8 protein-coding genes and 1 pseudogene are annotated in these 16,226 nt (G+C 69.1%); 4 read left to right on the plus strand and 5 right to left on the minus strand.

Annotation, left to right across the window (positions count from 1 at the left end; genetic code table 11):
• Positions 1-36: 36 nt before the first annotated feature.
• Complete coding sequence (locus ABZ939_RS13930; protein ID WP_361853194.1) at positions 37-8,571, minus strand: DNRLRE domain-containing protein; 8,535 nt, start codon at positions 8,569-8,571, stop codon at positions 37-39.
• 417 nt (positions 8,572-8,988) lie between these two features.
• Here ABZ939_RS13930 and ABZ939_RS13935 point away from each other — a divergent pair, with 417 nt between their 5' ends.
• Together ABZ939_RS13935 and ABZ939_RS13940 are read left to right on the plus strand one after the other, a co-directional pair.
• Positions 8,989-9,507, plus strand: a complete 519-nt coding sequence (locus ABZ939_RS13935) for a hypothetical protein (protein WP_361853197.1) — start codon at positions 8,989-8,991, stop codon at positions 9,505-9,507.
• Positions 9,504-10,646, plus strand: coding sequence for an N-acetylmuramoyl-L-alanine amidase (locus ABZ939_RS13940; RefSeq protein WP_361853200.1), 1,143 nt, complete (start codon positions 9,504-9,506; stop codon positions 10,644-10,646). Before ABZ939_RS13935 ends, ABZ939_RS13940 begins: the two co-directional genes overlap by 4 nt.
• Positions 10,647-10,780: 134 nt before the next feature.
• On the opposite strand, the gene ABZ939_RS13945 is transcribed toward ABZ939_RS13940, so the two are convergent.
• Positions 10,781-11,317: a DoxX family membrane protein gene (locus ABZ939_RS13945; RefSeq protein WP_361853203.1), complete on the minus strand. Its 537-nt coding sequence runs from the start codon at positions 11,315-11,317 to the stop codon at positions 10,781-10,783.
• Between the two features lie 201 nt (positions 11,318-11,518).
• Between ABZ939_RS13945 and ABZ939_RS13950 the strand changes: the two genes are divergently transcribed.
• Positions 11,519-11,941, plus strand: coding sequence for a DUF350 domain-containing protein (locus ABZ939_RS13950; RefSeq protein WP_352189376.1), 423 nt, complete (start codon positions 11,519-11,521; stop codon positions 11,939-11,941).
• A 60-nt stretch (positions 11,942-12,001) separates the two neighbouring features.
• Here the strand turns inward: ABZ939_RS13950 and ABZ939_RS13955 are convergent, their stop codons facing one another.
• Positions 12,002-12,472 (minus strand): hypothetical protein, encoded by a 471-nt coding sequence (locus tag ABZ939_RS13955; protein WP_361853206.1) that lies wholly within the window; start codon positions 12,470-12,472, stop codon positions 12,002-12,004.
• Between the two features lie 51 nt (positions 12,473-12,523).
• Positions 12,524-14,053 (minus strand): glycoside hydrolase family 71 protein, encoded by a 1,530-nt coding sequence (locus tag ABZ939_RS13960; RefSeq protein WP_361853209.1) that lies wholly within the window; start codon positions 14,051-14,053, stop codon positions 12,524-12,526.
• 570 nt (positions 14,054-14,623) lie between these two features.
• Between ABZ939_RS13960 and ABZ939_RS13965 the strand changes: the two genes are divergently transcribed.
• A complete protein-coding gene (locus ABZ939_RS13965; RefSeq protein WP_361853212.1) occupies positions 14,624-16,099 on the plus strand; it encodes a sugar transferase in 1,476 nt (491 codons plus the stop codon).
• Between the two features lie 18 nt (positions 16,100-16,117).
• On the opposite strand, the pseudogene ABZ939_RS13970 reads toward ABZ939_RS13965, so the two are convergent.
• Positions 16,118-16,226 (minus strand): annotated as a pseudogene (locus ABZ939_RS13970) (GDP-L-fucose synthase); the annotation flags it as partial.

Here is a 16,226-nt window from a genome sequence, read left to right on the forward strand (position 1 = left end):
CCCCTCTGCGCGACTACGAACCGACTACATATCCCGTCAAGGCGTGTTCAGAATCGTCTGGTTGACAATCTGAACCCCTGTCGAGGTATAGGCAGTCATGGTAACACCGAGAGGAATCGGATTGCTTTCGTTCTCGTAGACGGGAACCGACGAGTAGAAGACCGTATTCCCCGCGGCAATGGCATCCGCGATCTTCTGCTCCTGCGTGGACATTTCAGGAGAGTTGGCGGCACGGTACAACGGCACCAGGTTTCGGCGATCGGTGCCGCTGCCGCCGAGCTGACGCGCCAGCAGATGTCCGCGGTTCATCGTGGGGATGTTCCCGAGGCGGAATCCCGGGGGAGCGTTCTCCCAGAATCCGGGCGTCGACGGCGGCCACGGCGCACTGCTGCCCATGATCTCCGTGCCCGGCCCGTTCAGGACGTTGTTGCCCTCCTTGTCCGTGTAGTTGAACCCGCCGGCGGTGAGGCAGGCGAAGGCGCCCTGAGCCCGGCCCTGCTTGTCGAGCGGCATGTAGTACGTCATGCTCTTGCCCTTGGCGCAGTCCTGCCGGGTGAACGGGTAGAGCGTGTCGGCCGGCTGCCATTCCTTCTTCGAGTCCGGCTTGAGGAGCAGACCCTTGTTGTAGTCCGGCTTCTCACCGGGGTCCGACTCGTAGCCGTTGGACGCCGTGGGCGTGTTCCACCCGATGCCGTTGAGGAAGACCTCGATTGCCAGGAAGGGAACCCTCGGCGCCTTCGTCGCCACCTTCGTGGCGCCCGAGAGGATGTTCTTGATGGGGTCCAGCCAGTCGTGCCCGTCGAGCTCGACGCGGCTGACGGGATTTCCGCCGGTGAAGGCGTAGCGGTTGCCCGTGTAGGGGTCCGCCCCGAGACTCATGTCGGCGAGGGCGCCGGTGTACATGTCCCGGGAGGTGAAGCGGTTGAGACCCGGGTTGTAGTCCCGGAAGCCCATGTCGTACGTGCCCGACTTGGCGTCCCAGCGCTTCGCGTTGAAGCGGTAGGGGTTGTAGGCCTCCTTGGTGGGGTCACCCGCATCGGGCTTGTCGATGCCGGTGAACTCGGACTCGTCGTCCTTGCCGTAGGCGGTGTAGCCGTACGTGGCCTTCGAGTCGCCGTTCTTGTCGGTCACGGTCTCGACGTCGCTGCGGCTGTTGTAGCCGTAGTAGCCGTCCTCGGCCGTGCCGTCGGTGTTGTGCTTGACCTGCGACAGGCGCTCGCCCGACGGGCTGTACTGGTACGACTTGGTGAGCGCGCCGGCCACCTTCTCGTCCAGGACCTCGTGGGAGAGCCCCAGGTACGCGAAGTCGGTCGTCTTGCCGTCCGCGGTCTTCGTCGCGGTGCGCTCCAGCGGATCGAAGGTGTACTTCGTCGACTTCAGGGCGCCGGTGTCGTCCGTCTTCTGGGACTCCACGACGTGGTCGAAGCCGTCGTACACGCTCCGCTCGATCACCTTGCCGCCACTGGTGACGGACTCCTGACGACCGAACGGGTCATAGTTGTAGGAGGCTGTCGAGCCGGCGGTGGTGGCCTTCAGCAGCCGGTTGCGGTCGTACTCGTACGAAGTGGTGACGTTCTTCGCCGTCGTCTGGCTGATGACGTTGGCATTGTCGTCGTGGACGTACGTCTCGGTGCCCGCGCCGTTGCCGGTCTTGACCGACTTGGCGAGGCGGTCGACGGGGTCGTAGGTGTATTCGGTGGTGGAGTCGAGGTACGCCGCGTGGTTGTCGGCGTTCATCTTCTTCGCCACGTCCTGCGCCTTGTTCCCGTTCGGGTCGTAGGCGTAGGTGTGCGAGGAGACGAGAGTGCCGTTGGGCTTCTTCTCCGCGCTCGTCCTCAGCGTCCCGTCGACGTAGTACGCGTAGTCGACGGTGTTGCCGTTGCCCTTGGTCTCCTTCAGCTTGAGACCGCGGTCCGTGTACGTGTACAAGGTGACCTTCGGGTCGGCGTCCGTGGCGCTCTTGCCGACCGAGACGGTCTTGACCAGTTCCCTGAGGTCGTAGGTGTACTTGGAGTACTGGTCGGGATGGCTGACGGTGTCCGCCTGACCGTTCGCGTCGTACGTGTACGACGTGACCTTCTTGGCCTGACCGGCGAGCGCCTCGGTGACCTTCGCGACCTGGTTGAGGCCGGTGTAGTCGACGGTGTAGGCGTCGATCTTCGCGTTCGACGAGGTGTCGTCGATCGTGGTCAGATTGCCGTTGAGGTCGTAGGAGTAGGCGAAGTTCTGCTTCTCCGTGTCCGTCTCGCCGGCATTGTTGCGGACCAGCTTGACGCCGTCGGCGACGACGACGCCGGTGCTGCTCTGGTCCAGCTTGAGCTTGGTGTCCTCGCCCTGCTTGAGGGTGTAGGCGCCCAGGCTGACCCAGGTTCCGGTGCTCGCGTTCTGGTCCTTGGTGACGGCCGGCTCGGTCGTGGTGCCATGGCTGAGCGTGTACTTCGCCGTCGTGGCGGCGCCGGTCACCCGCGGGTACTTCACGTACGCCGTGTAGCTGCCGTCCCTGGGAATGTTCAGCGTCCACGTGTACGCGTCGGTACCGGCACCGGCGGCGTGGGTGTGATGGTCGTAGCCCTGCTGGCCGGTGGAGTCTCCCTTGGTCCAGGCCCCGGTGTAAGAGGTGTGCTGGGTGTCGGAGTTGTCGACGAGAACGACCGCCTGGCCGACCGGGACGCCGTCGTCCGCACGGGACTTGAGCGAGCCGTCGGGGTAGTACGACCACGTCATGGTGCGGTTGGCCGAGCCGTCGGCGGCGGAAGTGGTCCGCGTGGCCTGCTTGCCGAGCTCGTTGTATTCGTACGCGGTGACGATCGACCACGGGTCGGTGGACTTCTTCACCCAGCCGTTGTCGAAGTACTCGTTGACGGTGTCGTTGCGGACGGTCTCGCCCTCGGACGGCGGCAGCGAGGTCTTCGCGACCCGGCCCACGGCGTCGTAGTCCGTGCGCGTGTACACGTTCGGGTCGTTGTACCGGCCGTCGGCCGGGTCGTAGGGCTGGTACTGCTTGACCGGCCGGTTGAGCTTGTCGTACTCGGTGCGCGAGGTGAAGTCGTCGGCGCCGGCGGTGGCCGTGCCGCGCGGCATGATCACCTTGGTGACGTTGCCGACCTGGTCGTACTCGTACTTCGTCGAGCGCGTCTTGGTGCCGTCGTAGGGCGCCTTGATCTCGCTCTTCTTGCCTCGCTCGTCGTAGACGACGGTGGTGGTGTTGTTCTCCTTGTCCGTCGTGGTGACGGTCAGGCTGTCCTTGTCGTACGTCTGCGCGGTGAACTTGCCCGCCGCGTCCGTGGACTTGACCGGACGGTGGTTGAGGTCGTAGTCGGTCTTGGTCGTGTAGTCGGTGGTGTCGGCGGTGGCGTTCTTCTTCGCGTCGATGACCGTGGTGACGTTGCCGACGTTGTCGTACACGTACGAGATCTTGTGCTGGGCGGCGTCGACGGCCGACGTCAGCTGGTAGATCTCGTCGTAGGTGTTGGTGGTGACGTAGTCGGTGGCGTCCGCCGTGGTGGCCGTGCCCTTGGGCTCGGTCGTCGTCTTGAGGTTGCCGACCTTGTCGTAGGTGTACGTCGTGCTGCGCGGCGCGGTGCTGTTGTTCTGCGGCGCCGTGGCCGAGACGACCTGGTCGGTCTGGTCGTAGACCGCGGTCGACACGGCGGCATTGGGAGCCGTCGACTTCGTGATGTTGTCGTTGGCGTCGTACTCCGGCGCCGGCGTCGTGATGAGGACGCCTGCGGCCTGGTCCTTGGGCACGGTCTTGACCAGCGGGCGTCCGAACGTGTCGTACGTCTGCGTGGTCTTCTTGCCCAGGGCGTCGGTGACCTCCCTGACCTTGCCGCGCTCGTCGTACACGTACGTCGTGGACTTGTCCAGAGCGTCGGTGATCTTCGCCGGGTAGCCGGTGGGCCCGAAGTCGCTGTTGGTGGTCGGGTTGCCGTTGGCGTCGGTCGCCTTGGTCAGCTGACCGTAGGCGTCGTACTGGTACGTCGTGGTGTAGTCACCGGCGACGGACGTGGTGGCGACGCCCTTGGGGTCGGTGACCGTGGTGAGGTTGCCGAAGGTGTCGTAGCCGAACTGCCACTTCCGGCCCTCCGGGGAGGTCTTGGTGAACATGTCGGCCGAGTAGCCGTCCGCGCGCGTCTGGTACGTGTACCGCGACGAGTTGGCCGGGTAGACGCCCGGTGCGCAGTCCGAGGGCGGCGGGATGCCGCTCTTGTTGTTCTCCGCGTCGCGCTTCCAGAGCGGGTAGCCCGTCTTCTGGTCGTAGCAGTACGCGGTCTTGGCACCGTTGGCCTCTTCGAGGTACGTGACGTTGTTGTCCGCGTCCCACGACATCTTCGTGGTCTGTGCCTTGGCGTTCGTCGACTGGACCGCACGGCCGAAGTCGTCCGTCACGAAGTCCGTGGCGTGGTTCTCCGCGTCCGTGACCCTGGTGTCGATGAACTTGGCGTTCCCGGCGTTCACGGAATAGGCGAAGCCCGTGGCGCCCTGGAGACGGTCGGTGATCGTCTTGGTCCACCAGTGGTACTTCGGGTCGTCCCCGGTCTGCGGGTAGTTGTACGCGAGCTGCGTGGCGTTGCCGCGCGGGTCGGTGGCCTTGACCAGCTTGACGTTCTTGTTGCCCTGGGTGGCGTCGTACTCGAAGCCGAAGACCTTCGGCTGGGCCGAGCCCGCGCCGTCCGTCAGCTTGGTGAGCAGCCCCTTGTCGGAGTACTCGAAGGTGAGCTTGCGGCCCGAGATCTCCGTCATCGACTTGATGTGGTCGATGATCTTCGGGTTGCTCGTGTCCGCCTTGGAGTAGTACTCGACGGTGAGCGTCTGCCGACCGGACGGGTCGGTGATGTACTTGAGGAACTTGGTCGGCTTGTTGTTGGACTTCCGCTCCTCGTACGTGTACGTCTGCGTGTTCCCGTTCTTGTCGACCATCGACGTCATGTAGCCGTCGCAGCCGAACAGGAACCGCGTCCCGTCCGGACGCGTCAGCGTCCAGGCGTCCGGGGTCGGGTCCTTCAGCGGCGTGCAGTCCAGACCCGGCTTCGCCGTCACCTTGTAGTGGACGCCCGCGGGGGCCTTCCAGGTGCCGTCGGGCTGCTTGCGGAAGACGTGGGTCGTACCGTCGCCGTCCGGGAGCTTGATCTCGGACGGGTTCGGCTTCGGGTGGAACTCCAGAGGCGCGCCGAGCCGGATCGGGCCGGAGGCCTGGAAGGACCAGCCGTGGCCGGAGACCGTGTCCGAGGTGTCCTGGCTGTTGTAGGCGAACCGGGCGAAGGTGGTGACGCCGCGGCCCGGGTTGGTGAAGGCGTTGTACTGCCAGACGCTGTTACCGGACGCCAGGTTGTTCATGACGGTCGAGCCGGCGCCGGTGTTCTTGCCCGTGTAGGAGTAGAACTTCTCCATGCCGAGCTGGTTGGAGGTGGGGTCCTCCACCGCCACGTTCTGCTTCAGGCCGGGGATGCCCGCGGTGCCCGAGGCCCACGTGCCGGCCGTCTTGTTGTAGACGTCCCAGGTCAGGACGTAGTCGGTGCGCTTGTTGCCCGAGTCGGAGTTGATCGGGGTCTTCACCTGCGCCTGCAGGCTCACGGAGCCACCGGGGGCCACGTTGCCGGGCAGGGCCGTCTGGATCTGGTTGCCGCCGTTGGTGACGTCGGTGCCGTCCGGCAGGGCCCACTTGTAGGTGAGGACCTGGTCGGCGGCGTTCCACGTCGACGCGGTGGTGTTGGTGAGGGTGAAGTCGACGGTGTAGTCGGTGTTCGGGGTCATCCGCGCCGGGGTCTGCGGCGCGTAGTACGTCGACTCGGTGGTGGAGTCGATGTACGTGACCACGATCCTGGGCTGGAGCCTCGGCTCGGTGCCCTCGGAGGACAGGAACAGGGTCCGCTCCTGCGAGGCGGCCTCATCCGCCATTTTGAGGACCACGCCCCGCTGGGAGGCCGGGGTGGTCACCCAGGACTGGGCGAGCGAGGTGACGTTCCAGTCGTGCCGGGCCGGGTCGTTGGTCTTCGCCCCCGTGTCGGCCGTCACGGCGCCGAAGTCGCCGCCCGCGGTGGTCCAGTTGGTGCTCGCGTTCGCCTTGACCCACGTGGCGGTGGCCTCGTCGAAGTCACGCGTCAGCGGCCGCAGTTCGTAGACGGCCCCCGTGGTGTCCTGCGCGGTCTGCGTGCTCCACAGCCGCACGTTCGCGTCCAGGACCCGGGCCGTGGCGGGGATGCCGAGGGCCGGGAACTTCAGCAGGGCGCGGGTGTCGCCGTAGGTCGCGGAGTTGTTGCCGACCGACAGCCAGTTCTTCGGGCCGCCGTCGTCGATGGTGTCGTGCGTGAGCGTGGTGCGGGCCGAGGACAGGGTGGTGTCCTGCGACGCGGTGAACACCTTCGTCGTACGGCCGGCCTTCGGCAGCCGTACCAGCTGCGTCGGAGCGCCGACGACCTGCCCGTCCTTCGTCTTGACCGCGACCATGTAGTAGTACGCGCGGCCGAACGGATCGGGGTCGTCCGCCTTGGTCGGCACGCCCGTGGTGTCCGTGAACGACGTCACGGTGGACGCGACGGGCGAGACCAGCGTGGTGGCGGACGGAGTGAAGGTCTGGTTGATGGAGCGGTGGACCTGGTACTCGACGATGTCGTCGCCGGTGTTGATCGGGTCCTGGTCCTGGTAGGCGGACCAGCTGAGCTCCGCGCCCGTGTCGTGGATCGTCGTCGGGGCCGCGAGGTCCACGCCCTGACGGCCGAAGGTCAGCACCAGGCGCGGGTAGTTGGCGGTCTCGCCGCCGTAACCGAACTCGCTGCCCTCGTAGCGCGGTCCGCCCTTGGGGCCGGTCGCGCTCTCGTCGCCGGCCTTGATGACGAAGCCGTTGTTGGTGTAGGTGCCGTCGATCCACTGCTGGACGGTCTTGGTCACCGGGAAGGTGTGCCAGGTGTTCAGCTCGCCCGGCTGCTTGGTGACCACTCCGCCCTTGGTGAAGCGGACCGCGTCGGCGATCACCGACGTGCTGGTCGACGCCGGACCGTCTCCGAGGACGATCTTGCCCAGCGTACCCGCCTTGAACGGATGCGAGCCGAGCGTCTTCCACACGCCGGCCGTGCCGGCCTGCTGGTTGACCGTGTACACCTTCGTCCCGCCGTCGTAGGTGACGGTGTACGGGGCGTTGGTGGCGCGGTCCGAGGCCGGGACGTAGTGCGTCTCGACCTGGTACGTGCCGTCCTCCGGGAGGCTCGGCTGCCAGGTGTACGTGTCACCCGCGACCGAGTCCTTGTTGTACAGGTAGTCCTGGTTGACCGCGTACTGCGTGTACGCGGTGTTCCCCGACGCCGGCCAGGCGCCGACGGCGGCCGTCCGCCCGGCGTCCCCGTCGTCCACCACGACCGCCGTGCCCGAGAGCTCGCCGGTGATCGTGTTGGCGCTGTTCCACGTCGCCTGCTCCTCGGTCCACGCCTGTGTGGCGCGGTGCGCCTCCAGCTGGACCTCGGTGTCACCCGTGGTGTGGGTCTGGTCGTAGTACAGCTTCAGATCGGCCGAGTCCAGCTTGGTGCCGGCCGGTACGCCCGTCAGCGGGAACCGCAGCAGGGCGCGGGAGGCGCCGGTGCTGGTGTTGCCGACCGAAAGCCGCCAGTTGTCGTTGTAGTTCGTCCCCGGGCCGTCCGAGGAGATCATCACGTCCTGCGCCGTCGTCGGCGTCGGCGCGATGGCGATCGTCGGGTCGACCGTCACGGGGTACTGGCGCTCGGGTGCGGCAAGCCACTCGGCGTCGGGCGTGACGGTCAGCTTCCAGCCCTTGCCGTCACGGGAGAGCTGCTGGCTGACCTTGTCGCTGTAGGCGTGGCCGTACGGCGACTGGGCGTCCTTCTTCGCGTCCGTCATGAACGCCGCCGGGATGACCAGGACCGGGTCCGCGGCTTCCCCGTAGAAGAGGACCGAGCCGTCCTTGCCCGACTTCGGCGTCAGCCCGCCCGCGTCCAGGGTGAAGGTGAAGGACACGGGGCCGTCCGGGCGCTCGGCCAGGACGATGTTCTCCTTCACCCGGCCCGGACCGACCTGGTAGGACAGATCCGCACCACGGACCGCGTCCTTGTACGTGACGGTGTCACCCTTGGCCACCGGGGCGAGCTTGCCCGCACCCTCCAGACCCAACGTGACCGCATGCCCGTCCGCCGACTCGAACCGCAACAACTTCCGCGCATCCGAACCGAACCAACTACGTGCAGCGTTCGTTGTGTTGGCGAACTCGAAGCCCTTGGTGGCGGTCGGAGTGACCGCCGGGTCGATGTCCTTCCACGACGCCCCCGCCCGATACCCGGTCGGCACGGCCGACACCTCGGCCTGCACCCGGCCGTCGGACAGCTTCCAGTACCGGGCATTCGCCGTGCGGCTGCCCGTCAGTTCCGCAACGCGCTTCGCCTTCGCGGCCGGCTTGCCCGGCGGGAGCTTCTCCCGGCTCGGCAGCACCGGAGTGCCGCCGGTCGACGGCGCCTCCGGGCCGCCTGAATCGCCCTCGTCCTCCGAGAGCCAGCCCGCGAAGGCATCGACGATACCCTCGCCGCCATCACTCGAAACAGGTGCGGCATAAGCGACTTGTGGCAGCATGGTCCCGGCTATCGCCGAAACCACGAGGCAGGCTATCGCCCGCCCATATCTGTATTTCACGCCATTCCCTTCTTCGGCACCCCTCCCGCCCTGGGCGAAAAGGGCGCACCGTCGCGCCGGCGCGGGCACTTCTCGCCGGTCGCGATGGACCTGACCTCGACCGGAGCACCTCAAGGCATGCCAAAACAGGCCACCTCCCGCATAGGGAAAGCGACCTCGCCAGAGGCGCGCCGATCACGGCGGGAGGATTCTTCAACACGGAGTTGATGGTCCGTCAACCGATATCGCAATCAGGGCATTTCGCGGACCGGGTCGATGGCGATTGGGGGCGCATTGCCCGACTTCTCCACCACCTGGCATCAGTCGAATCCGATGGTGTATAACCCAGGCGCATTCACATCGACAGAAAGCGCGGCCATGCCGACGACCGAAGAACCGGCAGGACCGGACGAGTCCGAGATCCCGGACGCCACAGAGGTTTCCGCGACCGCGGACGACCGCCGCATCGACCGCGGCGGCATCGCCGTCGCCGCGGCTCTGCTGCTCGCGTGCGGCGCGTTCGTCACGTACGGAGTCCTCGACTCCGACGACGAGCCGGCGGACAAGCGGGGGGCCACGTCGCCCACCGCCGAAGTGACCTACGAGGTGCTCGGCGAGGGCGCGGCCGACATCTCCTACCGAGGGGCCGACGGCGACAAGGCGAACGTCGTCACGAACGTCGGTCTGCCGTGGCGGAAGACCGTGAGCGTTCCGCTCGGCGCCTCCCCGATCGTCAACGTGACCCTCGGCGAGAAGGGCGGCACGGCCAGCTGCACCCTGGCCGTGCGTGGCAAGCACGTCCAACGTGCCACCGCCACCGGCGCTTTCGGCCGAACCACGTGCAGCAGTGAACTCCCCACCCCCGAAGCGTCCGCAGCACCTGAAGGAGCCCAGTGAACCCGCACCACTTCCGTCGTACGACCCGGGTCGTGGCGACCACCGCCGTCGCCCTCGCGACCCTCGGTCTCACCTCCCCGGCGACGCCGGCGGCGCAGCTCCCCGACGGAGTGCGGAGCATCGCGCTGCACGGCTCCGACCCCGCCCAGCGCGCGCTGTCGGCCCGGGGCACTGAACCGTTCAGCATGCTCGGCGTCACCTGGGCCGACCCGCGCGCCGAGCTCGGCGGCACGGCGCAGGTCCGTACCCGTGACAGCGTCACCGGTGTCTGGTCCGGCTGGCGCGAGCTCGAACTCGACATACGTACGCCCGAGGTGGGGGCCGCCACCGAGGCGGGCGAGGTGCGCGCCGGAACCCAGCCGCTGTGGACCGGGCCGTCCAACGGTGTCCAGGTCAGGGTGACCGGGCAGCACGGCAAGCTGTCGAAGCTGCCGGCCGGGCTGCGGGTGGAGCTGGTCAACCCGGAGACCGCCCCGGCCTCCGACACGTCGTACGCCACCGTCACCGCGGCAGCGGCCGCGAGCACGACGAGCACGGCTCCGCAGCCCGTCGTGACCCCGCGCTCGGGCTGGGGCGCCGACGAGTCGCTGGTCAGGGACCCGGCGACGTACACCACCGACACGAAGGTGGTGTTCGCCCACCACACGGCCGGCACCAACGACTACACCTGCGAGCAGTCCCCGGACATCATCCGCGCGATCTTCCTGTACCACGTGCAGGGTCAGGGCTGGAACGACATCGGCTACCAGTTCCTCGTCGACAAGTGCGGCACCGTCTTCGAGGGCCGCGCGGGCGGCATCGACAGGCCGGTCCTCGGCGCGCAGACCTACGGCTTCAACACGGACACCACCGGCGTCGCCGTCCTCGGCAACTACAACGACGCGATCACCTCGCAGCCCGTGCTCGACGCGGTGGCCGGGGTCGCCGCCTGGAAGCTCGGTCTGTACGGCTACGACGCGGCCGGCACCGTCGAACTCGCCGCGGCTGCCGACAACGGCAAGTTCAAGAAGGGCCAGAAGGTCACGCTGAACCGCATCTCGGGCCACCGCGACGGCTACCCGACCGAGTGCCCCGGCAACAACCTGTACGCCGACCTGGCCACCATCCGCGCGCTCGCCTCGGCCGCGCAGACGGGCTGACACCGGACGCCGCACTGCCACGTTCCCCGTGCGCCCCGCTCTCACGGCGGGGCGCGCTCGTCCTTCCGGAGCTCGGGACCGTCGCGCCGGTGGGTGGCTGACGCCGCCGCGGCCCGGGCCGCCGGGGCCCCGGGCTATGCCTCGGGCTCGGCCGGCTCGGGTGTGTCGTCCTGGGCCTGTGCGCGGCGGCCGACCACGGCGGCCGCGGCCAGCGCGCTGACGACGAAGGCCGTGGCCACGACCCAGGGCCGGTCGACGACGTGTCCGGTGGCGTGGTCGAGGGAGTAGCGGCCGGCGCCGGCGACACCGATGGCGGCCGCCGTGAAGCCGAGGAAGGCCGGGTACTCGTAGCCGCCGGCGGCGGCGAAGAAGCCCGCGGGCAGGTGGACGGCGACCGCGCCCGCCATGGCTCCGGCCGCGGCGGCGCCGGCGGCCGGGGTGGCCAGGCCGAGGGCGAGCATGGCGCCGCCGCCGGCTTCGCCGAGCCCTGCGGCGATCGCGCTCTCTCGGGGCGGTGAGAAGCCCATGGCCTCCATCGCGTGCGTGGTGCCTTCCAGGCCACCGCCGCCGAACCAGCCGAAGAGCTTCTGGGTGCCGTGCGCGGCGAGGACGGCGCCGGTGCCGACCCGGAGCACGAGCAGCCCGAGATCGCGTCGGTTCAGGGTGGTCATCTGGTCTCCTGGGGCAGGGCCGAAGGTCGGACACCTTCCACTCTCACCGCCGCGGGGGCCGGGGCCTCAGCGTTACTGCTCCACTCGGGTCAGGGTGCAGGGCCCCGGCCGCCCGGCCGGGGCCCTCGACGCATGCGCTACATTTTGCCGGTCCTTGACCGCGATCATTCACGATCCCTCTCTTCTCGGAGCCGGCAACCCATGAGCGACATCGTCAACGGCCTCGGCCGGGCCACCGCCTACGGCGCACTCGGCGTGGTGCTGCTGATCCTCGGCATCGTCCTGGTGGACCTGCTGACGCCGGGGAAGCTCGGCCGACAGATCTGGGAGGAGCGCAACCGGAACGCCGCGACCCTGCTGAGCTCCGCCCTGCTCGGCATCGGGGGGATCGTCTTCACCTCGATCTGGACGACCTACGACGACTTCGGCAAGGGCCTTGCCTCCACGGCCGCGTTCGGCCTGCTGGGCCTCGTGATGATGGCCGTGGCCTTCCTGGTCGTGGACCTGGTCACGCCCGGCAAGCTGGGGGCCACCCTCGTCGACCCCCAGCCGCATCCGGCGGTCTGGGTGACGGCCTCGTGCAACATCGCGGTCTCGGCGATCGTCTCCGCGTCCATCGCCTGAGCCCGAACCCGGCCTGGGCCCGAACCGGGACCCGAACCCGAGCACCGAGCCCCGAACCCTTCAGCGAGCCATCGGCTCGACCTCCAGGAACCGTCTGCGGCGCGGCCCCCGGTACAGCAGCGCCTCCCAGCCGAGCCGCTCCAGGGCGGGCACGCAGGCGGCGAGTGCGGACTCCTCCTCCTGCGCGGCCCCGCCGCCGGGCGGCCCCACCCACTCCACGACCGCGGTACCGGGCCGCTCGCCGGCCGTGACCCGGTAGCCGGTCGCCACCCGGGCGCCCGTGGCGTCCACCGCCGAGGGCTTCGTCCGCGCCGCCTCCAGGGCGAGGGCCACCGCCCGGACCGGCTGTCTACGCTCCCACTCCGCGGGCACCTCCCGCGGGTCACCGCCCTGCCGGTTGGTCAGCCGCCTGATCTGGAGCAGCCCTTCGAAGGCGGCCCGCACCTCCCGGGACCGCTGCTCCACCTCCCCCTCGGGCAGCGGTGGCCCGTCCCCCGTGGCAGCCTCGAAGGTCCCCCGGTTCGTCGTCATACCCGAAACCGTAGGGCCCGCCACTGACAACCAGGGGCTGTCCCGGCGGCCTCAGCGCTGGCTGCGGCCGCTGGTCACCGCGTAGTACTGCAGGTCCTGTCTGTCGACCGGCCGACGCACCGGGTACCGGCTGGTGACGGTCGTCGTGGTCTTCCCGGCCCGCACGGCGGTCGCGGAGCTGTGTCCGGTGCGCAGCGGAAGGAGCTGCGCGTGCACCCCGGCCGGTGCCTGGTGCACGCCGTCGGCGGAGCCGGTCGTGGTGCGCACCTGGGCGGGCGCGGTGAGGAAGGAGAGCACCTCCACGGTGTCCCGGGGCGTCGCCGTACCCCTGCGGGGCTCTATCGCCTTCGGCTGGCGCGCGGCGGGCGGCGTGTCGTCGACGAACTGGACGCGTGAGGTCAGATACAGCGTGTCGCGGACGATCCTCGGCCAGGCGCCGGTCTTGAACCGGGTCAGGTAGTAGGAGGAGAGGTCCAGGTAGGCGTAGCCGTTGTGCAGCGAGGGCGCGAAGTGGGTGCCTTCGGAGTAGTCGTTCCAGGTGGTGAGCTGGACCCAGTCGGCGTCGGAGGCGAGGGCGGCTCCCCAGCTCGCGCGCAGGGTCTCGGTGTTGCCGGCCTCGTCGTACACGCCCTGGTTGGGGCGGGCGTCCTGCACGGAGACCGGCTGCATCCAGATCTTGCCGAGCCGGTGGGCGCGGTCGGCGGCGGCGCCGGCTCCGTCCTGCCGGTTGGCGCTGCGGGCGCCCCACTCGGAGAAGCCGTGGCTGATGGCCGCGTACCGCTCGTGCTCCGGTGCGAAGTCGAGGAAGAGGGGGACGAGCGCGGTGCGGATGCCGTGCCGGGTCTCCAGCTCGCGCATCATCGTCCGCCACCAGTCGGGGTTCTTCTCCTCGGCCTTGAAGGGGGAGACGACGAGTCGGCCGTCGGGCAGGCGGTGGGCCGCGGGGTGGCGGGCCAGCCGCGCGAGCGTGTCGGCGAGGGAGGCGGGGGTGGTGCTCAGCGAGGTCATGTCGGGCATGAGCTGGATCCGGAAGCCCGGATCCTCCTCCTGGGCGGCCCGCAGCAGCAGCTCGGCACGGTCCCGGTTGCGTCCGCTCTCGGAGAGGAGGTCGAGCGTGAAGCCGTCGAGTCCGGCGTCCCGTGCGGTACGGATCTCCTGGCGCAGATGGGCCAGTTCCCAGTTTCCGCGCTCGGGCGCGGTGGGCAGCGGCCGGTCGCGCAGCAGCCCTCCGTAGGCGCGGTGCTTGCCCTTCTCGCCGTCCGGGGAAAGGTAGTTGCGGCTGTAGTAGTCGCGGTCCGCGGGCTCGTTGTCCAGGGAGAGCGGGTACGGGGTGAAGTAGTGGGCAAAGACGAGTTTGCCCGAGCGGCGCAGTTCTCGGGTCGGGGGCAGGTCGAAGGGGAGGGCCGTGCTGTACGCGGCCGGGGGCGCCGAGGCCGGCTCGGCGGGGGTGTCGGCGCGGAGCGCTCCGGCCGTTCCGATGCCGGCCACGGTGCCGAGGAGCAGCACGCCCAGAGCGAGTCCCGGGAGCAGTCTGCGGCGGCCCGGTGCCCGATGGGTGCGGGCTGGTGGCGTGTCCGCCATGGCTGTCCTCACGGTCGGTCGGAGCTGCCGCGGGCCCGCGGACTGGCTGTAGTACAACCGATCGCGGGCGGCGGAACAACCACCCTCGGACGCGTGGCGAACGGGCCGCGGAGCCCTCTCGCGTACCGCTTCCGAGCCGGTCGGTGCGGTGACCGGCGACGTCGTCGGCCAGGGGGTGGTTCCGCATCGCGGCCGACAGCTCGTCGGATTGTTCACGGTCCGGCAAGCGGCCGCGCCGGGGCCTGACTTGGTGTGCGGGGCGGTGTGCTTTCGGACACAACCGGGGCTCCTCCCCCATGGTGACCTCGGACCTCTCCGGCACGTTCCCGTCCCTTCGACCCATGGCCTCACGTGCGCCAACTCCGGTTGCGCGGACGTATCATGCGACCGGCCGTGACCACACCGGCCCGATGGGGCGCGATGAATGGGCCGTCACCTTCTGAGGTCGTTCGCGTGAACACCAGCGGACGTGCGGGTGTTTGTCGTACTGTTCCGGCGTTGCGACGCTTGTTCATCGATCAGGGGGTCGACGAACGGGGTGACGAACGTCGACACGTGCCTGGGGGGTACATGTGGCATGCCCGAACAACTGAGACCAACTCCGCCGGAACAGAAGCCGGTTCCGCGGCGAAACCGCCGCAGCCGCGCGCCAAGGCGCGCTGGTACCCGGCCGTCGCGCTGACGGTCGACATCCTCGGCGTGGGGCTTCCGACGGCGCTGGTCCTGGGGGTCGAGCGTCAGCCGTACGCCCGTCTCAGCGCCCTGGTCGCGGCACTGTCCTGGGTCGGGGTCCGTGCCTTGCGGAGAAGATACGCGCGGCGGGAACTCGGCGAGTCCCGAGGCAGTCTGCCCGTGCTGCACGACTGGCTGATCCTCCTCGGGGTGCTCGCCGTGCTGCGCGCCGCAGCCGATCTGCACCATCCGGCGCTGCTCTGCCTCGCGGCGCTCATTCCGGCTCCCGTGCTCACCCTGACCTGCTCGAAACTGACGTGGCAACACCTGGTGGCGGCCCGTCGCGAGGCCCAGGTGGTCACCCGGGTGCTCGTCCTCGGCGAACCCACGGCCGCCGGCGATGTCGCCGAGCACCTCGCCGGACGCACCGAGCACCCGTACGTGGTGGTCGGCGTCGTCGCGATCGGGGACGGTCCGGTCCGCACCGGAGCCCCGGTGGCGGCCAGGCTCGGTGTCCTGACGCCGAAGGCCGCCGACGGGGACACCACCCCCGTCCTGGCCGCCGCCCGTGAGCTGGAGGCCGATGTCGTCCTCGTCGCGGCCTGCCCCCGGATGGCGGGTGAACGGCTGCGGCGGCTCTCCTGGGGGCTGCACGACGCCGGTACCGAACTGGCTCTGGCTCCGGGCCTGGTGGAGTTCGCCGTGAAGCGCCTGGAGACCACGTCGGCGGCCGGCATGGCGCTGCTCAGGGTCGCGCCGCCGGTGCGCAGCGGTGTGCAGCAGGTCCTGAAGTCCGTCATGGACCGGGCCGGAGCGGCCCTCGGTCTGCTCGCCCTGTCACCGGTCTTCCTCGCGATAGGTGCCGCGGTCCGGCTCACCTCGCCCGGGCCGGTGTTCTACAAGCAGGAGCGGATCGGGCAGGGGCGGACCCCGTTCGTGATGTGGAAGTTCCGCACGATGTACCTCGACGCCGATGCCCGCAAGGCGGAGCTGTCGCAGGCCAACGAGCACGACGGGCTGATGTTCAAGATGCGCCGCGATCCGCGGGTGACCCGGGTGGGCCGGCTGCTGCGCCGCACCTCACTGGACGAACTGCCGCAGCTGATCAATGTGTTGCTCGGTTCGATGTCCCTGGTCGGGCCGCGTCCACCGCTGCCGGAGGAGGTGGCGCGGTACGGGGACGTGGAGCTGCGCCGGCTCGCCGTCCGTCCCGGGATGACGGGGTTGTGGCAGATCAGCGGCCGTTCGGACCTGTCGTGGGACGAGACGGTGGAGCTCGATCTGCACTATGTGGACAACTGGTCGTTCACCAGTGATGTCGATGTCATGGCCCGTACGTTCCGCGCCGTCGTCGACGGCCGCGGAGCGTACTGACGGGCCGGCCGCATGACGTCAGTTCTGTTCCCGCCACCAGGCGTAGGTGGCGGCGATGCCGTCGGACAGCGCGACGGCCGGCTTCCAGCCGAGTCCGGTCAGTCGGGACACGTCGAGGAGCTTGCGC

Source organism: Streptomyces sp. NPDC046712 (assembly GCF_040645695.1).
Classification (GTDB): Bacteria; Actinomycetota; Actinomycetes; order Streptomycetales; family Streptomycetaceae; genus Streptomyces.

Coding starts and splice junctions, on each gene's coding strand:
- ABZ939_RS13930 (WP_361853194.1), bottom strand. CDS start 8,571: ATGCTGCCACAAGTCGCTTATGCCGCACCTGTTTCGAGTGATGGCGGC.
- ABZ939_RS13935 (WP_361853197.1), top strand. CDS start 8,989: ATGCCGACGACCGAAGAACCGGCAGGACCGGACGAGTCCGAGATCCCG.
- ABZ939_RS13945 (WP_361853203.1), bottom strand. CDS start 11,317: ATGACCACCCTGAACCGACGCGATCTCGGGCTGCTCGTGCTCCGGGTC.
- ABZ939_RS13950 (WP_352189376.1), top strand. CDS start 11,519: ATGAGCGACATCGTCAACGGCCTCGGCCGGGCCACCGCCTACGGCGCA.
- ABZ939_RS13955 (WP_361853206.1), bottom strand. CDS start 12,472: ATGACGACGAACCGGGGGACCTTCGAGGCTGCCACGGGGGACGGGCCA.
- ABZ939_RS13960 (WP_361853209.1), bottom strand. CDS start 14,053: ATGGCGGACACGCCACCAGCCCGCACCCATCGGGCACCGGGCCGCCGC.
- ABZ939_RS13965 (WP_361853212.1), top strand. CDS start 14,624: ATGTGGCATGCCCGAACAACTGAGACCAACTCCGCCGGAACAGAAGCC.